The sequence below is a fragment of the Pseudomonas sp. JUb42 genome (genome assembly GCF_024807945.1).
GTDB lineage: Bacteria > Pseudomonadota > Gammaproteobacteria > Pseudomonadales > Pseudomonadaceae > Aquipseudomonas.
In genome coordinates this window covers 47954-63994 of record NZ_JANUFD010000022.1, presented here as the reverse complement: position 1 = coordinate 63994, position 16041 = coordinate 47954, and the positions used below count along the sequence as shown (strand labels likewise).

14 protein-coding genes and 1 pseudogene are annotated in these 16041 nt (G+C 60.4%); 7 read left to right on the top strand and 8 right to left on the bottom strand.

From position 1 onward, the window contains the following. Positions 1 to 49 precede the first annotated feature (49 nt). Entirely contained in the window at positions 50 to 448 is a 399-nt protein-coding gene (locus tag M2401_RS32025; RefSeq protein ID WP_259110331.1) for a helix-turn-helix domain-containing protein, read from the bottom strand. Positions 449 to 533: 85 nt separating this feature from the next. Here M2401_RS32025 and M2401_RS32020 point away from each other — a divergent pair, with 85 nt between their 5' ends. The 3 genes from M2401_RS32020 (at position 534) to M2401_RS32010 (ending at position 2482) form a co-directional block, all read left to right on the top strand. Next, positions 534 to 1595 carry an SDR family oxidoreductase gene (locus M2401_RS32020; RefSeq protein ID WP_259110328.1) on the top strand — a complete coding sequence of 354 codons (1062 nt, stop codon included), beginning with the start codon at positions 534 to 536 and terminating at the stop codon, positions 1593 to 1595. Between the two features lie 144 nt (positions 1596 to 1739). After that, complete coding sequence (locus tag M2401_RS32015) at positions 1740 to 2144, top strand: YidH family protein (protein WP_259110326.1); 405 nt, start codon at positions 1740 to 1742, stop codon at positions 2142 to 2144. Then, a complete protein-coding gene (locus M2401_RS32010) occupies positions 2141 to 2482 on the top strand; it encodes a DUF202 domain-containing protein (RefSeq protein ID WP_259110323.1) in 342 nt (113 codons plus the stop codon). The genes M2401_RS32015 and M2401_RS32010 overlap by 4 nt, the downstream gene beginning before the upstream one ends. Positions 2483 to 2604: 122 nt before the next feature. Here M2401_RS32010 and M2401_RS32005 read toward each other — a convergent pair whose 3' ends face one another. The 3 genes from M2401_RS32005 to M2401_RS31995 all read right to left on the bottom strand — a co-directional run bounded on the left by M2401_RS32005 (position 2605) and on the right by M2401_RS31995 (position 6060). After that, positions 2605 to 2934 carry a hypothetical protein gene (locus M2401_RS32005; RefSeq protein WP_259110398.1) on the bottom strand — a complete coding sequence of 110 codons (330 nt, stop codon included), beginning with the start codon at positions 2932 to 2934 and terminating at the stop codon, positions 2605 to 2607. A 277-nt stretch (positions 2935 to 3211) separates the two neighbouring features. Next, positions 3212 to 3547, bottom strand: a complete 336-nt coding sequence (locus M2401_RS32000; RefSeq protein ID WP_259110321.1) for a hypothetical protein — start codon at positions 3545 to 3547, stop codon at positions 3212 to 3214. A 656-nt stretch (positions 3548 to 4203) separates the two neighbouring features. Beyond that, positions 4204 to 6060 (bottom strand): PAS domain S-box protein, encoded by a 1857-nt coding sequence (locus tag M2401_RS31995; protein ID WP_259110319.1) that lies wholly within the window; start codon positions 6058 to 6060, stop codon positions 4204 to 4206. 363 nt (positions 6061 to 6423) lie between these two features. On the opposite strand from M2401_RS31995, the gene ggt reads away from it, so the two are divergent. Further along, positions 6424 to 8151 carry a gamma-glutamyltransferase gene (gene ggt / locus M2401_RS31990; protein ID WP_259110317.1) on the top strand — a complete coding sequence of 576 codons (1728 nt, stop codon included), beginning with the start codon at positions 6424 to 6426 and terminating at the stop codon, positions 8149 to 8151. Positions 8152 to 8351: 200 nt separating this feature from the next. On the opposite strand, the gene M2401_RS31985 is transcribed toward ggt, so the two are convergent. Then, positions 8352 to 9755, bottom strand: a complete 1404-nt coding sequence (locus M2401_RS31985) for an MFS transporter (RefSeq protein ID WP_259110315.1) — start codon at positions 9753 to 9755, stop codon at positions 8352 to 8354. A 122-nt stretch (positions 9756 to 9877) separates the two neighbouring features. On the opposite strand from M2401_RS31985, the gene M2401_RS31980 reads away from it, so the two are divergent. After that, complete coding sequence (locus M2401_RS31980) at positions 9878 to 10513, top strand: metalloregulator ArsR/SmtB family transcription factor (protein WP_259110313.1); 636 nt, start codon at positions 9878 to 9880, stop codon at positions 10511 to 10513. Positions 10514 to 10591: 78 nt separating this feature from the next. On the opposite strand, the gene M2401_RS31975 is transcribed toward M2401_RS31980, so the two are convergent. Beyond that, the gene (locus M2401_RS31975) at positions 10592 to 11173 is read right to left on the bottom strand and encodes a GNAT family N-acetyltransferase (RefSeq protein WP_259110310.1); all 582 of its coding nucleotides are present in this window, start codon (positions 11171 to 11173) and stop codon (positions 10592 to 10594) included. Between the two features lie 194 nt (positions 11174 to 11367). On the opposite strand from M2401_RS31975, the pseudogene M2401_RS34880 reads away from it, so the two are divergent. Beyond that, positions 11368 to 12540: pseudogene (locus M2401_RS34880) on the top strand (cache domain-containing protein); the annotation flags it as partial. Then, positions 12538 to 13398, top strand: coding sequence for a methyl-accepting chemotaxis protein (locus M2401_RS34875; RefSeq protein WP_409034018.1), 861 nt, complete (start codon positions 12538 to 12540; stop codon positions 13396 to 13398). The pseudogene M2401_RS34880 and the gene M2401_RS34875, both read left to right, overlap by 3 nt. Before the next feature lie 203 nt (positions 13399 to 13601). Here the strand turns inward: M2401_RS34875 and M2401_RS31960 are convergent, their stop codons facing one another. Together M2401_RS31960 and M2401_RS31955 are read right to left on the bottom strand one after the other, a co-directional pair. Continuing rightward, positions 13602 to 15299 carry an ATP-binding protein gene (locus M2401_RS31960; protein WP_310504169.1) on the bottom strand — a complete coding sequence of 566 codons (1698 nt, stop codon included), beginning with the start codon at positions 15297 to 15299 and terminating at the stop codon, positions 13602 to 13604. A gap of 165 nt (positions 15300 to 15464) precedes the next feature. After that, a complete protein-coding gene (locus tag M2401_RS31955; protein WP_259110304.1) occupies positions 15465 to 15860 on the bottom strand; it encodes a RidA family protein in 396 nt (131 codons plus the stop codon). Between the last annotated feature and the right edge of the window lie 181 nt (positions 15861 to 16041).

The window sequence follows — 16041 nt, the reverse complement described above, 5'->3', positions numbered from 1 at the left end:
CAATCGAAATACCGCCTTCGCGGACAAATCCGTCCCCACGGAATCCGTTTCAATCACTAGTTCTCTGGTTCGCCCGTCGCGATGTCTGCCGTGGCTTGAGGTCATCCAGGGCTGCCGCATTGATCCGCGCCCAGTCGTAGATCATCTCGATGGGTTCGATCATGCGCTGGCCCAAGGGCGAGAGGCTATAGTCGACCCCTGGCGGTACGGTGTCGTGCACCTGGCGCAGGATCAGGCCACTGGCCTCCAGTTCACGCAGGGTCTGGGTGAGCATTTTTTTTGAGATGCCGGGCAGGCTGCGCTGCAATACGCCCGTGCGGGCAATGCCGCCGTGGCGGGCATGCAGGGTGTGCAGGATCATGCTGGTCCACTTGGTGGCAAACAGTTCCAGTACGCGGCGCGGGGCGCAGTCTTCCAGCCAGTTTTCTTCGGGTGTGCCGGGGTGCATGTGGGTCTGGTTACCTTTTGGTGCCTTCTTGGCCTGATGTGAAAGGGCCTTTATGGTGCGCCCTGAATTCGTTGGGAGGCAAATCATGTCGAATATTGCATTGGTAGTGGGCGCCAGCGGCGTCGTCGGGCGGGCAATCAGCGCGCTGTTGGTTGGGCAGGGTTGGACCGTCGCCGGTCTGGCACGGCATCCCCAGGTCGAAGCATCGGTGATTCCGGTAGCGGCTGATCTTAATGATCCGCAGTCCCTGCGCCAGGCATTGGCCGATATCGCGCCGACGCACCTGTTTCTCGCCACCTGGTCGCGCCAGGCTACAGAGGCGGAAAATATTCGGGTCAACGCGGCGATGGTGAAAAACGTTCTCGACGCCCTGCGGCCCAAAGCCAGCCTGCGCCATGTCGCGCTGGTCACCGGTTTGAAGCACTACCTGGGGCCGTTCGAAGCTTACGGCAAAGGTACGTTGCCGCAGACGCCGTTCCGCGAAGAGCAGGGTCGTCTGGACGTGGAGAATTTCTATTACGCCCAGGAAGACCAGGTATTCGCCGCCGCCGAGCGCGACGGCTTTACCTGGAGCGTGCATCGCCCGCACACCATTACCGGGGTCGCCGTGGGCAATGCCATGAATATGGCGACCACTCTGGCCGTGCATGCCTCGATCTGCCGCGCCACCGGTCGGCCGTTCCGCTTCCCCGGTTCTGCCGCGCAGTGGAACAGCCTTACCGATATGACCGATGCCCGCCAACTGGCCAAACAGTTGTTGTGGGCCTCGACCACCCCGGCCGCCGCCAATCAGGCGTTCAATGTCGTCAACGGCGATGTCTTTCGCTGGAGCTGGATGTGGGGACGAATCGCCAACTGGTTCGGCATCGAGGCGGCACCGTTCGACGGCCAGATCCAGCCGCTGGAGCCGCAAATGGCCAATGATCAGCCGATCTGGGACGGGCTGGTAGCCCAACACGGCTTGCTCGAGCCGAAACTGGAGCGGTTGGTCTCGCCTTGGCATACCGATGCCGACCTGGGCCGTCCTATTGAAGTGGTGACGGACATGTCCAAGAGCCGCAAGCTGGGTTTCCTCGACTATCAGGCCAGTGACGAGGCGTTCTTCGAGGTGTTTGCCACCCTGCGCGCGCAACGGCTGATTCCCTGATATTTTCAAGTGCGACGGGGGCGTTGCAGGGAGCGACGCTGACATCGACTAATGTCGCGCAGGCATGCAGACTGGTGGGCAAATGCCTTTTTCGTGGCTTATCCAACGAAATGTGCATAAGCCTTTATCCAGCTGCGGTGCGACATGAACTCACAGGATCACCCAAAACCAACGGCCCCTGATCGCGACAAAATTTCCAGCGCCTTGCTGGGCGGCGGCTGCGAGCCGGATCCGCGCTTCACTCTGGCCAACGAACGCACGTTCCTGGCCTGGATCCGTACCGCCCTGGCGCTGATGGCCGGTGGTATCGCCGTTGAAGCCTTTACCGCCGAGGTCTTCGACCCGGGGCTGCGCAAGGCCGTGGCCCTGACCTTGTTGGTCCTGGCCCTGCTGCTCAGTGCCAGCGCCTGCGTACGCTGGCTGCGGGTGGAGCGCGCCATGCGTCAGCGCAAACCCCTGCCTTTGCCGTTGCTGGTGCCGATCCTGTCCCTGGGCGGTGCGTTGGTAGCGGCGGGCCTGATCGCTTTCCTTACTTATCGCGCCTCGTGAACCGTCGCGCTACGCCCGAACTCGTCGCCCATAACGACCCCGGCCTGCAACCGGAGCGGACCCTGCTGGCCTGGCGCCGCACCCTGATGACCCTGGTGGTGGCCTGCACGCTGTTCCTGCGCTGGATTCCTCAGTTCGGCATTCTTGCGGTGCTGCCCATAGTTGTCGCGCTGTTATTGAGCCTGGGCATTCAGGTGGGCTTGCGCTGGCGCTACCGACGCAGCATTACCGGTATTCGTGAGGAACGCCTGTCGGCTCCGCTGCTGGAGATTGCGCTGCTGGGGGCGGGGGTTGGGGGGCTGAGTCTGTATGGGATTTATGCGGTGGCGTTTTTCTAACGAATGCATAACCCGTTGGAGCGTGGCTTGCCCGCGAAGAACGATAACGCGGTTCATCAGATAAACCGAGGTGTTCGATTCGCGGGCAAGCCACGCTCCAACGGAGTCTGCGGTTGCCCGGATTAACAGAACCGATCAACAAACCGCACGTCTTTCTGGCTCTGGGTCTGGTGCCATTCGGACTTCAGGGTGTGCAGGACACGGCCCATGAATTCACGGTCGGCGGCGGCCTTTTTGCCGACGTAGCCATGACCGCGGCGGTAGGTGCGCAGGCGGGCGCGCATCTTCGGGTGCACGCTGCCCGAATCGCTGGCCGGCGAGCAGGGTGCTACCGGGTCGATATGCACGCGGCCTTCCTCGCAGATCCACAGAACGTGATCGTCCAGGGTGTCTTTGCGCGCGGCGAAGAGTTGTGCCAGTTCGTCGATGGTCGGTTGGTTGTTCAGATTGATCATGGTCTTGCCCCTTGTTTACGGATTGAGTGGATACGTGGCGCCGTAATGGCGCAGAACCGGGCCTTGGACATTGCATGTAGCCGGGGTAGGCGGCTGCTACACAACGCTTGTGCCAGTGGTTCCGTTTCTTCAATCTGCCTTGTGGGCAGCACCTTTGCAGAAGCAGGCGGACGGCTCGTCGACCTGCTGGTTCCTGTGCTTTCGTGCCCCGATCGGGGGCCGTCGGCGATTTCTGTAGTGGATTTTTCAGTGACTACATAGTCACGCCTGGCACTCAGCAGTAACGGTCGAGGATGCGAACCTCGGACTGCTTTTGTGCTTCCGGCCATTCGCTTTGCAGGGTGCGCAATACGCGGCCCATGAACTCGTGGTCAGCGGCGGCCTTCTTGCCGACGTAGCCCTTGCCCCGACGGTAGGTGCGCAGACGGGCACGCATGCGCGGATGAACCCGCTCCAGCTCGGTTTCGTCGGTGTTTGGTGCCAGACGGTCGATGTGAATGCCGCCTTCCTCGCAGACCCAGAGAACGTGATCGTCCAGGGTGTCTTTCTGCTTGGCGAACAGTTGAGCGAGTTCGTCGACGGTCGGTTGGTTGTTCAGATTCAGTTCCATGTTCATGCCCCTTTACCACTCGTTGAATTGATTCGTGGCGCTGCAAATTGAGACGACACGTAGTTGCTTGTCGAGGGCAGAAGACGGATTGAACATTCACCGATGTAGTGCACTGGTTTTGTGACTACAGGGTTCTGTCAGGCAAAGGCGAGGGTTGGCGGCGGGTGACACTGAGGGTCAGCCACAAGCGTCTTGAGGACGTTTCGCCAGCTATTCTCGTCGTTGCAGACGGTTCAGGCCGGTTCTGCTTCATCAATCTGCCTTGTGGGCAGTACAAATTCCCGGTAGTGACCTGACAGCTCGTCGAAGTCACTGGTGATGCTCTTTTCAATGCTTCCGGTGGGAAGACGTCTGCATCATGCAAGGGGAACGAAGCGTCGTCAATAGTTTTGTAGTGAAATATTTAAAGCACTACATTTTTTTACAAAAGACACTTTCTTTGGCACTGGAGTTATCAGCGCAGGCTGCAAAGCGCCTGGGCAGGGGCGACTTCTTATGCATCGGCGGCCTGTACAGTTTTTCCAATTTGGCGGTTGGCGCAGATGTTGCCGTCATGACCGTTGGAGCGAGGCTTGCCGCGAAGCGAGCGATATACAATGCGAGGCACACCGCATTGAATAATTCGCGGGCAAGCCACGCTCCCACGAAAAGCGATTTCAGGCCACCTCCACCTGATTCCTTCCGCCACGCTTGGCCCGGTACATGGCGCTGTCGGCGTCCTTGACCAGTTGTTCCGGAGTGCGCGGGTCCTTGTTGCCGAACAGTGACAGGCCGATGCTGGCCTGGACATGTACGGTATTGCCGCGCAAATGCAGCGGCGCGCTGATGGCGATGCGCAGCTTGTCGGCAACGCTGCGGGCGTGGTCCAGGGATTCGGCATGGTCGAGCAGCACGGTGAATTCGTCCCCTGCCAGGCGAAACACTGCGTCGCTGCCGCGCAGGTTGTCGATCAGACGTTGGGAGACGGTCTTGAGCAGTTCGTCACCGATATCATGGCCGAACACATCGTTGACCGCCTTGAAACCGTCCAGGTCAATGAACAGCAGGGCCAGCGAGCGCTTTTCCCCCCGAGCGGCAATGATCGCCTTTGGCAGGGTTTCCATCATCGCGCGGCGGTTGAGCAGGCCGGTGAGGGCGTCCTGCAAGGCCTCGCGTTCGCGTTTGACCTCCTTGAGCTTGCGTTCTGAAATCTCGTGCAGGAAGGCGTTGAACAGGGTTTTGTTCTCCACATGGATGGCGTTGATATGCACCTCCACCGGAATGGTGCTGCCGTCCTTGCGTTGCGCTGGAAATTCCAGGCGCCGCCCCAGTTGCTGGGCATCGCGGCTGGTCATGTAACGTTGGATACCTTCGCGCAGGGGTTGGTAGCTGCCCTGAGGGCTAAGCATGCTGTCGATCTGCCCGCCGATGGCTTCACTGCGCGCCCAGCCGAAGGTCTGCTCGGCCTTGCGGTTCCAGGCGGTGACGATGCCTTTTTCATCCATGCACACATAGGCATCGTTGGTGTGTTCGAGCACGGCGCGCAGCTCGGCTTCGCGCTGGCGCAGATCGCGGGTGCGTTCGTTGACCCGCTGTTCCAGTTGCTGGGTGATCTCTTCCCGGGCCTGTTCCGCTTCCTTGCGCGCCTGGATGTCGTTGATGACGGCCAGGTAGTAATCGGGCTTGCCGTTTTCATCGACATACTGGGTCACGGTCATGTGCACCCAGACAATACTGCGATCGTGGCGGATATAACGCTTTTCCAGTTCGTAGCGATCAATCTCGCCGGCGTTCAGGCGTTGGAGATTGGAGAGGTCCAGTTCAAGGTCTTCGGCAACCGTGATGTCCTGGAAGGTCAGCCCACTGATCTGTTCATCGGTGTAGCCAATGATGCCCTTGAAGGCTTTATTGAGCTTCAGCCAGCCGCCATTCGGGGCGACCAGGGCCATGCCGGAACCGGCCTGCTCGAAGACTTCTTGAAATTTGCGCTCGGCAGCCTTGATCTGCCGATCCGAGACGCGCAACTGGCTGCGCGACAGCAGGGCCGCCTCGCGTAGTTGGAATTCTCGACTGACGATCTGCGCCAGATCTTCAAGAATCTGCGCGTGCTCGACACTCAGCGTGCGCGGGCGCGAATCGATGGCGCACAGGGTGCCCATGGCATAGCCGTCGTTGGTACGCAGAGGGGCGCCGGCATAGAAGCGAATCTGCGGCTCGCCGGTCACCAGCAGGTTATCGGAGAAGCGTTCATCACGGGTGGCGTCTTCGACCACCATGGTTTCGCTGCAACGGATCGCATGATCGCAAAAGGCAAGCTCGCGCGGCGTTTCGCGCACGTTCAGGCCGACGGCGGATTTGAACCACTGCCGCTCGGTGTCGACCAGGGAAACCAGAGCAATGGGCACGTCCAGGGTCTGGGCCAGCAAACGGGTGATACGGTCGAAGACCGGTTCGGGATCGGTATCGAGCAGATTGAGTGCGTGCAACAGCCTGATGCGTGTGGACTCCGCCGTGTTCGCTGGGGGTGCAAGCATGAAATTGTCCCTTTGGCCGAAGGCTGACTGGCAAAAGTACGCGATCTCAATCGTTCTGCGGGCAAAGGCCCCTGGCGGATCGACACTGTACGTACGACATGGCGCGCGATGACGCCGACAAGCCCTGAAAATAATAGACCTTTTGTCACGAAATGTAGCCGGTGAAGCGGTAATCGCCAGTGTGACCTGTCAGTCGGTACGTGAGCACAGAGACAAAAATCTTCTAGGTAAAATTGTTTTGAAACGTTACGTTATCAGCGTTCGACAGCAAGGATGCCGCTCAAGACCGCAGTCATCAGGGTTACAAGCATCCTTCATGCCGTTCTGATTATCCTGACTTAAACCATAAGAAGAGATCGACTCATGAAGTTCGAGCCCCTTGCCCGGTCGCTGATCGCGACGGCGCTTATCCTTGCCTATTCCTCCTCTCAAGCGGCCTCCGTAGCCCCGGTTGCCGGTGAAAACGGCATGGTGGTCACCGCTCAGCATCTGGCCACCCATGTCGGTGTCGATGTGCTCAAGTCCGGTGGTAATGCCGTCGATGCCGCTGTAGCAGTGGGTTATGCCCTGGCCGTGGTCTATCCGGCAGCGGGCAACCTCGGTGGTGGTGGTTTCATGACCATCCAGCTGGCTGACGGCCGCAAGACGTTCCTCGACTTCCGCGAAAAAGCCCCGCTGGCCGCGACTGCCAATATGTACCTGGACAAGGACGGCAACGTGGTGCCGAACCTGAGTGCCAAGGGCCACCTGGCCGTGGGTGTGCCGGGTACGGTGTCGGGCATGGAAATGGCGCTGAGCAAGTACGGCACGAAAAAACGCGCCGAGGTCATAGCCCCGGCCATCCAACTGGCCGAGAAGGGTTTTGCTCTGGAGCAGGGTGATGTCGACCTGTTGTCCACCGCCACTGAAGAATTCCGCAAGGACAGCAAGGACTCCGGCGCGATTTTCCTGAACAAGGGCGAACCGATGCAGGTCGGGCAGCAACTGGTGCAGAAAGACCTGGCCAAGACTCTGCGGGAGATTTCCGCGAAAGGCAGTGACGGTTTCTACAAGGGCTGGGTAGCCAAGGCTATTGTCGATTCCAGTCAGGCCGGCAAGGGCATCATTACCCAGGCAGACCTTGATCACTACAAGACCCGTGAACTGGCGCCCATCGAGTGCGATTATCGCGGCTACCATGTGGTCTCGGCACCACCACCGAGCTCTGGCGGGGTGATCATTTGCGAAATCATGAACATCCTCGAAGGCTATCCGATGCCGGATCTGGGCTTCCGTTCGGCCCAGGGCACGCATTACCAGATCGAGGCCATGCGCCACGCCTATGTCGACCGCAACAGTTACCTGGGTGACCCGGACTTCGTCAAAAATCCTGTCAGCCATCTGCTGGACAAGGACTACGCCGCGAAGCTGCGCGCCGCGATCGATCCGCAGAAAGCCGGGATTTCCAGCGAGATCAAGCCGGGCGTTTCGCCCCATGAAGGCAACAACACCACTCATTACTCCATCGTCGACAAGTGGGGCAACGCGGTATCGGTGACCTACACCCTCAACGACTGGTTCGGTGCCGGGGTCATGGCCAGCAAGACCGGGGTGATCCTCAACGACGAAATGGACGACTTCACTGTCAAGGTCGGTGTGCCGAACATGTACGGCCTGGTCCAGGGTGAAGCCAATGCCATCGCGCCGGGCAAGACGCCACTGTCGTCCATGAGCCCGACCATCGTGACCAAGGATGGCAAGGCCGTGATGGTCGTCGGCACCCCGGGCGGCAGCCGTATCATTACCGCGACCCTGCTGACCATGCTTAACGTGATCGACTATGGCATGACCATCCAGGAAGCCGTCGATGCGCCGCGCTTCCACCAGCAATGGATGCCGGATTCGACCAACCTGGAACCTTATGCCCTCAGCCCGGACACCAAAAAGCTTATGGAGAGCTGGGGCCACAAGTTCGCCGGGGCACAACCTGCCAACCATCTGGCGGCGATTCTGGTCGGCGCCCCGTCCCTGGGTGGCAAACCTGTGGGTAACAACCGCTTCTATGGCGCCAATGATCCACGGCGCAATACCGGGCTTTCGTTGGGTTACTGATCAGCAGGGGGTGATGGGGCCGTTATTATGAAGGCCCTATAACTCCTGATTTGGAATGAGGTTCTGTGGGAGCCAGCTTGCTGGCGATGGCGGTGTATCAGGTTCCGACGCTATCGCGAGTGCTGTGAACTCGATCGCCAGCAAGCCGGCTCCCACATCCAGCAAGTTGACCCAGCATTTCGGTGTTGTCGTGAGATCTTTTACTGTCTCGCCGCACGCCAGGCGCTGGCAATTGCCAGCCCTGGCGCGACGCTGAACAGTGCGAACAACCAGAAGGCCGCATTCGCCGTGCCTTCGATACCCCCCGGCGTATTCAAACCGCCCAGATTGACAATCATCCCGGCCAGGGCAGACCCCAGGGCCGTGGTAAACAGTTGCACCGTGGTGATGGACGAGGCGGCAGTGTCCTGATCATGTTCCGAAGCCACTACCAGAATCCGCGTCAGCAGATGCGGCCAGCCCAGGCCGATGCCAAAGCCCACCAAAAACTGCCCTGACCCCACCGCCGCCAGTATTGCCCAGGCGCCCTGGCCGTGCAGTGGTACGCTGAACAGCAGCGTCAGCATGCCGATAAGGACCAGTATCGGGCCGTTGATAATGGCCAGGCGGATGCCCCGACCCTGCCAGCCCGAACTCATGATTTCCGCCACCGTCCAGCCAGCGGCCATCAACGCCGCGAGATAGCCGGACAGCAGTGGGGTCTGGCCGTGCAGGTGTTGCAGGAAGTAGGGAATGAAGGTCTCGCTGGTCATGCCGATAACCAGCAGGCCGACGCAGGCGTACAAGGGAAACAGCGCTGAATCGAAGCGCAGCGCACCTTTTGGCAGCAGGCGCGAAGGGCGCGTGCGCTCCAGACGTACCAGCCAGGCGATCAGCACGGCCGCGACCATAATGCCGGTGATATTCCAGGTGCTGTCATCGGCCAGGCTGCCGGCGCTGACCGCCATTACCGAGGCTGCCAACAGGAACAGCTGCGCTAACGGCAGCGCGCTCGACGCTTTTTCGCTGCGGGGACGGGAGGGCAGGATCATCCAGACGAACAGCAGATAAATCAGCGTCAGCGGCACCAATACCCCAAAGGCAGCGCGCCAGGCGTTGAGTTCGGCGAAGATCCCGCCGATGGCCGGGCCGAGCAGGGTGGCCACCCCCCACATCGCCGAGACCAGGGCCATCGCTCTGGGCCAGAGCTTTTCGTCGAAGACGGTCTGGATCATCGAGTAACCCAGGGCAAACAGAAAGCCGCCGCCGAAGCCTTGCAGGGTCCGCCCGGCCAACATGCTGGGCATGTTCGGCGCCAAGGCACAGATCAGGCTGCCGCTGGCGAACAGCAACGCCGCCAGGCTGTAGGCATTTTTTGCACCGTGGCGGCTGAGCACCTTGCCGCTCAGGGCCGCACCGAGGATCGAGGCGACGACGAACAGGGTGGTGTTCCAGGCATACAGGCCCAGCCCGCCGATCTCGCCGACCACCGAGGGCAATACCGTAGTGGCGATATAGATGTTGATTGCATGCAGTGCCACGCCCCCGGACAGGGCAATGGAGCAGGCCGCGTTGCGCCCGGACAATAAATCTCCCCAACTGGCTTGTGCGTGTACGGTGGACATGACGCCTCCTTGAGTGCATGAGCCCCGCGCAATTGCCATCCCCTGCGCGATGCTTTATCTTTTAAACAAGTAATTTCTTTTTTTATTTAGGCTGGGTGGGCTGATATTTGTCAAGTAATCACTTGTTAAATTCGGAGGAGGCGCAATCCACCGCCGATCGGTTGCTGCACCTGCTCAAGATGCGCGGGCCGCAACAGGCGGTGGATGCCGGGGGCGTGTTGGGCATGACCGCCGAGGCGGCGCGCCAGCAACTGGTCAAGCTGGTGTCGGCGGGGCTGGTCGAATCGTTTTCCCAGGCGCGAGGGGTAGGTCGCCCGGCGCAGCTCTGGCAACTGACCGGAAAGGGGCATGGGCGCTTTCCCGATGGTCACGGCGGCCTCACCGTGCAGCTGCTTGATGCCGTGCGCGAGACCTTTGGCGAACAGGCCATCGACCGCTTGATCAGTGTGCGTGAAGAGCAGAGTCGCGATGTCTATCGCCGGGAACTGGCCAAGGCGGCTGACTTGCCAGGGCGGGTCGAGTTGTTGGCGCAGATCCGCAGTCGGGAAGGTTATATGGCGGACTTCAGCGTCCGGGATGACGGTTCGTTCCTGTTGGTGGAAAACCACTGCCCGATCTGCGCGGCGGCGACCACCTGCCAGGGTTTTTGCCGTTCGGAACTACAGACCTTCGAACAAGTGCTGGAGGCGCGGGTGGAGCGCACCGAGCACTTGCTTCAGGGCGCGCGGCGGTGTGCTTATCTGATTACGCCGTTTTAAGGGCCGATGCGATCCTCGTAGGACCGGCTTTAGCCGGGAGAGCGCCCTCCCGGCTAAAGCCGGTCCTACGAGTAATAATCAGCGAGGTCTACGGGGCCGCGAAATCACTGACTCGATATTCTTGCGCCCAATCAACTTGGGCTGAGCAGGCTGCGCGTCAGTCTCTTGCTCACCCAGCCACTTGTACATCACCAGGCAATCCACCAGCCCCAATTGGGCATGTCGATAGGCCCGTGGCAGGCGGCCGACGATCTCGAAGCCGAGTTTCTGCCACAGCGCCACCGCTATTTCATTGCTGGAAACCACCGAATTGAACTGCATCGCCAGGAAACCGCTGTCTCGCGCCAGTTGCTGGGAGTGTTCACACATCAACCGTGCCACGCCCTGGCCTCGAGCCGCCTCGCTGACCATATAGCCGCAATTGCTGACATGGCTGCCTGGCCCTGCGGCGTTGGCCTTGAGGTAATAGCTGCCGAGCAATTGGCCTTGTTCATCTTCGGCCAGCCAAGTGTGCAACGGCAGGTCCATCCATAGCTGGCGAGCCTGTTCCTGATTCAGCTGCGGATCATAGGCGTAGGTCTGCTGTGCGCTGGCCACGGCGTGAAAGGTCGGCCAGAAGCGCTCGAAATCATCAAAGGTCATGGGGCGGAGCTGAATCATGGCGGTCCCTGGGCGGTGGATATGCGGTCGGCCGCAGTCTATCCAATGGAAGGTGTAAAGCGGTAACAAATAACCTGTTGAATGCCCTGCGGGCTGTGCCCGAAAAAGGCGCGAGGCGGCGGTATAAAAGGCTTTCAGCGTTTCAGGGACGACTCCGTGTGGTTGAGGAAACGACGCCGCAGCACAGGGAGTCAATGTGCGCCTGGGAGCGGTATGAGACTTGCTTGCAGCAAGTGGGCAACACCACATTTATCGAAGTCGGGTGCATTCTGATGACTATACGAAACAAACTGATTGCGGCATTTATCGCAATAACCATCATCCCGATTCTGATCATCACTCTCTTCGTTTCCAGGATGGTGATGGAGCGTGAACAGGCCTACTTCGACGAAAGCAGCGGCAAGCAGATGGCCGAGGTCGACAACGGCTTCAATGTCTTCTTGAGCGGTGTCGCCGAGAATGCCATGGCGATGTCGGAAAGTGCATTGCTCAAAAGCGTAGACGGCACCATGCCCAACTACATGAGCATCGGCCAGGCCTCCCAGTTGCAGGAACCCACCACCGGCAAGGCCGGTGAGGTGTATGCCAACTTCACTCAGGTCGGCAAGGCGCATCCGGCCTATGCCTACGTCTATATGGGTAGCAGCCAGGGCGGCTACCTGCAATATCCGGCCAGCACCATCAAGGCCAACTACGACCCGCGCACCCGCGGCTGGTTTACCACGGGCATGTCCGGCAATGGCAAGCCGGTACGGACGGCGGCGTATTTCTTCCCGGAAGATGACGCCACCATTATCTCCACCGTACAGCGTTTCACCGATGCCACCGGCGGTTATGGTGTGATTGGCCTGGACGTGTCGCTCAAGCAGCTGACCGAATCGGTCAAGCGCGTGCACTTCGGCCAGAGCGGTTACCTGATGCTGGTCGAAGACACCGGCAACGTATTGGCTGACCCCAGCGATCCAGCGCATAACTTCAAGATGCTCGACAGTCTTGGCGACGGCTACAAGCAACTGGCCGGGCTGACTTCGGGCCGCACCGAAGTGACGCTCAACGGCAAGCAATACACCGCCAACGTCTATCACTCCGAGCGCCTGGGCTGGAAATACATCGGCCTGATCGAGTCTTCTGAAGTCGCCGCCAAGGCCAAGAGCATCGCCCTGATGATCATGGGCATGGGCATCGTGCTGATTCTGGTCTTCGTGGCCCTGGGCTGGACCCTGGCCAATAAGCTGATTGCACCGATCAATCAGACTTCCCGCAGCCTGAAAGACATCGCCAGCGGCGAGGGCGACCTGACCCGGCGCCTGGACACCAGTGGCAAGGATGAAACCGCTGTGCTGGCCGAAGGTTTCAACGCCTTCATGGCGCGAATCCAGATGCTGATCCGCGATATTCGTTCCTCCAGCCAGAGTGTCGAACAAAGCGCCGGCAGCATCGGCCAGCAGGCCACGACGCTGGATAACGCTGCGCAGCGTCAGGCCCAGGCAGTGGACATGCTGTCTACCGCTTTCCACGAAATGGTCGCCACCTCCAACGAAGTGGCGCAGAACTGCAGCAACGCGGCGGCTGCGGCGAAGGAGGGCGAGGATCAGGCCGGTGTCGGGCAGAAAGTCATTGCCTTGATGATCAAGCAGGTCGAGCAACTGGGGCAGCGCATCCAGGCGGCTTCCGGCTCCATCGAAGGCCTGGCCAAGGACACCCACGCCATCAACGACATCCTCGGCACCATCAAGGGCATTGCCGAACAGACCAACCTGCTGGCGCTCAACGCCGCTATCGAAGCCGCTCGGGCCGGGGATCAGGGGCGTGGCTTTGCGGTGGTTGCCGACGAAGTGCGGGCCCTGGCCAAACGCACCAGTGACTCCACCGAGCAGATCAACTCGCTGCTGACCCAACTGGTGGACAGCACCCGCAGCGTGACCCAGGAAATGCAGGAAAGCCTGGTGCAGTCCAATGCTTCCGTGGCCTACACCGCCCAGGTGGAAGCGGCGTTTGCCGGGGTGCACAACGCGGTGACGGTGATCAAGGACATGAACATGCAGATCGCCACTGCCGCCGAAGAGCAGCACCAGGTGGCCGAGGACATCAACCGCCATATCGTCGGTATCAGCAGTGATGCCGGCAAGGTAGCCGAGGTGGTGGGGGCGACCAAGACCGTTTCGCACTCGCTGGTAACGGTGTCCGAGGAACTCAGCGGGTTTGTCGGGCGGTTCAAGATCTGACTTTGCGCAAGATCTGGAAACTGGGTGGGAACTAAGGGTGTCTGGAGTTGTGGGAGCGAATGATGTGGGAGCGAATTCATTCGCGAAAGCGGCGCTCCAGACGATGAATATTCATCGAACGTACCGGTCTGTTCGCGAATGAATTCGCTCCCACAAAATCCGCTTTCACATCATTTGCTCCTGCCTGAACAGGATTGCGGCTACTACGCCAACAACCTCTCTACCGTAGCCACCAAATCCTCCACCAGTACCGGCTTTTGCAGCAACGGTGCCGTGGCGCCGATCTTGTCGCGTACTGAGTCCAGATCGGCATCGCCGGTCATGAATACGATCGGCAAGCCAGGCATGACCTCATGGAGCATGCGCGCCAAATCCGCACCGCTGAAGCCTTGCATGGCGTAGTCGGTGACCACCAGGTCCGGGACACGCTGCTCAATGACCTGCATGGCGCCGCTGCTGGTGCTGGCCGTGGAGACATCGTAGCCACTGTCAGCCAGCAGCTCGCCCAGGCTGTTGCGAATCAACAGATCGTCGTCCACCAGCAGGATATGCGCGTGGGCCTTGATATTGGCTGGTTGGGCGGGGTCGGATTCGGCGCTGATCAGGGTCGGCTCGTCGTCGACTACCTTGAGCAGCAGTTGCAGCGTCGTGCCTTTGCCCGGCTCGCTGTGTACCCGCGCGATACCCCCGGCCTTGAGGGCAAAGCCATAGACCTGCGCCAGGCCCAGGCCGGTGCCTTTGCCGTCCTTTTTGGTCGTGAAAAATGGCTCGAAGACCCGCGCGGCCACTTCTGCGCTCATGCCTGGGCCGCTGTCACTGACGGACAGCTCCAGATAGCGTCCGTCCGGCAGCTCCGCGTCGCCCCTGAGATTCAGGGCGTGCGTGGACACGCGGATCTGGCCGACATTACCCATGGCGTCGCGGGCGTTGATCAGCAGGTTGAGCATCGCTGCTTCCAGTTGCGTGGCGTCGCACAGCACCTTGAGCGGAATCGGGTAGAACACGAAGTCCAGTTGCACCTCGGGGCCGAGCACGCGGCAGAGCAGGTCGCGCATGCTGTCGATGCGCGTGCCGATGTCCAGTACTTGCGGGTCGGGCGCTGCGTCGCGGGAGAACGCCAGCAGATGGCCAATCAGGCTGGCACCTTTGGCCACCGCCTGCAGGCCCATGGCCGCCCAGCGCAGAACGTCATCCGGCTGGCGGGATTTGCGTTCGATCAACTGGAAACTGACGCTGATCGATTGCAGCAGGTTGTTGAAGTCATGGGCGATGCCGCTGGTCAACTGGCCGACCGAGGCCACGCGCTGTTTTTGCCGCAGCGGTGCATTCTGGTCGTGGCCATCGGCCAGGGCTTCGATGATCTGGCGGCTGAGCACGCGGGTCTGTTCAGCCTGTTGCTCATTGAGCAGGCGCAGTTGCACCAGCGCTGCCGTTTGCCGGGCCAATGCCTGCAATGCTTTGTACTGTACGTCGGACAGGGTGCGCGGCACGGTATCGATGACGCAGACGGTGCCCAGGGCATGACCGCCCTCGGTAATAATCGGCGCACCGGCATAGAAACGGATAAACGGCGGCCCCAGCACCAACGGGCTTTCCTGAAAGCGTGGGTCCCGGGTGGCGTCTTCGACGATCAACAGGCTGTCCGGTTCGAGGATGGCATGGGCGCAGAACGCCAGATCGCGATGGGTTTCGGCGACATCCAGGCCGATGCAGGCCTTGAACCACTGGCGTTCGCGGTCGACCAGCGAGACCAGGGCAATCGGCACCTCGCACAGGGCGGTGGCCAGTTGCACGATATCGTCGAAAGCCTGCTCATGCTCGCTGTCGAGAATCTCGAAATGTTCGAGGGCATCAATGCGACGGGCTTCGTCCAAGGGAAACGGCGCTGGGCGATGAGGCATGGAAAAACCCTGATTACATGGATATATAAAGGCTGTAGCGCCAGGGCGGCCTAGAGCGATGATTTCATTACGATATCACTGTCAGGCCGCTACATTGCAACTCCAAGACGCTTGCCTTGGCGCATTAACTGACGCGCGGTGACTGTAAACGTTCCGGGCCCCTGCTTACGAGGGTTGTACCGCGATGCACTTGATCTCCACCAACAGCCCCGGATGGGCCAGTTCGCTGACGCCAATCGAGGTCCAGGCGCACAGGCCGCGGGGGAACAGGCGGTTCTTGACCTCGCGGAACACCGCCATGTGCTGGCTCATGGCAACATGGTAAGTAGTCATTTCCACCACATCCTCGAAGGTGCAGCCTGCAGCGGCCAGCACTTCACGCAGGTTTTCCCAGCAGGCGACGAATTGCGCCTCGGGCTCGGCGATCACCTCCAGCGCTGCTGTGCGCCCGACCTGGCCGGCGCAGTAGATCGTCTTGTCGATCCTGACCGCAGGTGCGTAACCGGCGCGTTCGACGATGGGTTGCATGGATGGCGGGATGATGATTTCACGCTCTGACATGGGGCGGCCTCAGCAAAACCGGGAAGAAAAGGGCGCGCCAGCATAGCCGGTTACGCGATATGCGGCAGACCGATCAATGAACCTGAAACGATTTGTATGGTCTGTCAGTGTGCGGATCGATCGGGTGGCGTGGCTGTCCGGTCAGTCGTCAGGGAGGATTTTCAGCGTACTTCCCTGCACA

What these genes read in the sequence shown, in the direction of transcription:
- M2401_RS32025 (WP_259110331.1), bottom strand. Translation starts at nt 448, where the DNA reads ATGCACCCCGGCACACCCGAAGAAAACTGGCTGGAAGACTGCGCCCCG.
- M2401_RS32020 (WP_259110328.1), top strand. Translation starts at nt 534, where the DNA reads ATGTCGAATATTGCATTGGTAGTGGGCGCCAGCGGCGTCGTCGGGCGG.
- M2401_RS32015 (WP_259110326.1), top strand. Translation starts at nt 1,740, where the DNA reads ATGAACTCACAGGATCACCCAAAACCAACGGCCCCTGATCGCGACAAA.
- M2401_RS32000 (WP_259110321.1), bottom strand. Translation starts at nt 3,547, where the DNA reads ATGGAACTGAATCTGAACAACCAACCGACCGTCGACGAACTCGCTCAA.
- M2401_RS31995 (WP_259110319.1), bottom strand. Translation starts at nt 6,060, where the DNA reads ATGCTTGCACCCCCAGCGAACACGGCGGAGTCCACACGCATCAGGCTG.
- ggt (WP_259110317.1), top strand. Translation starts at nt 6,424, where the DNA reads ATGAAGTTCGAGCCCCTTGCCCGGTCGCTGATCGCGACGGCGCTTATC.
- M2401_RS31985 (WP_259110315.1), bottom strand. Translation starts at nt 9,755, where the DNA reads ATGTCCACCGTACACGCACAAGCCAGTTGGGGAGATTTATTGTCCGGG.
- M2401_RS31975 (WP_259110310.1), bottom strand. Translation starts at nt 11,173, where the DNA reads ATGATTCAGCTCCGCCCCATGACCTTTGATGATTTCGAGCGCTTCTGG.
- M2401_RS34875 (WP_409034018.1), top strand. Translation starts at nt 12,538, where the DNA reads ATGGCGCGAATCCAGATGCTGATCCGCGATATTCGTTCCTCCAGCCAG.
- M2401_RS31960 (WP_310504169.1), bottom strand. Translation starts at nt 15,299, where the DNA reads ATGCCTCATCGCCCAGCGCCGTTTCCCTTGGACGAAGCCCGTCGCATT.
- M2401_RS31955 (WP_259110304.1), bottom strand. Translation starts at nt 15,860, where the DNA reads ATGTCAGAGCGTGAAATCATCATCCCGCCATCCATGCAACCCATCGTC.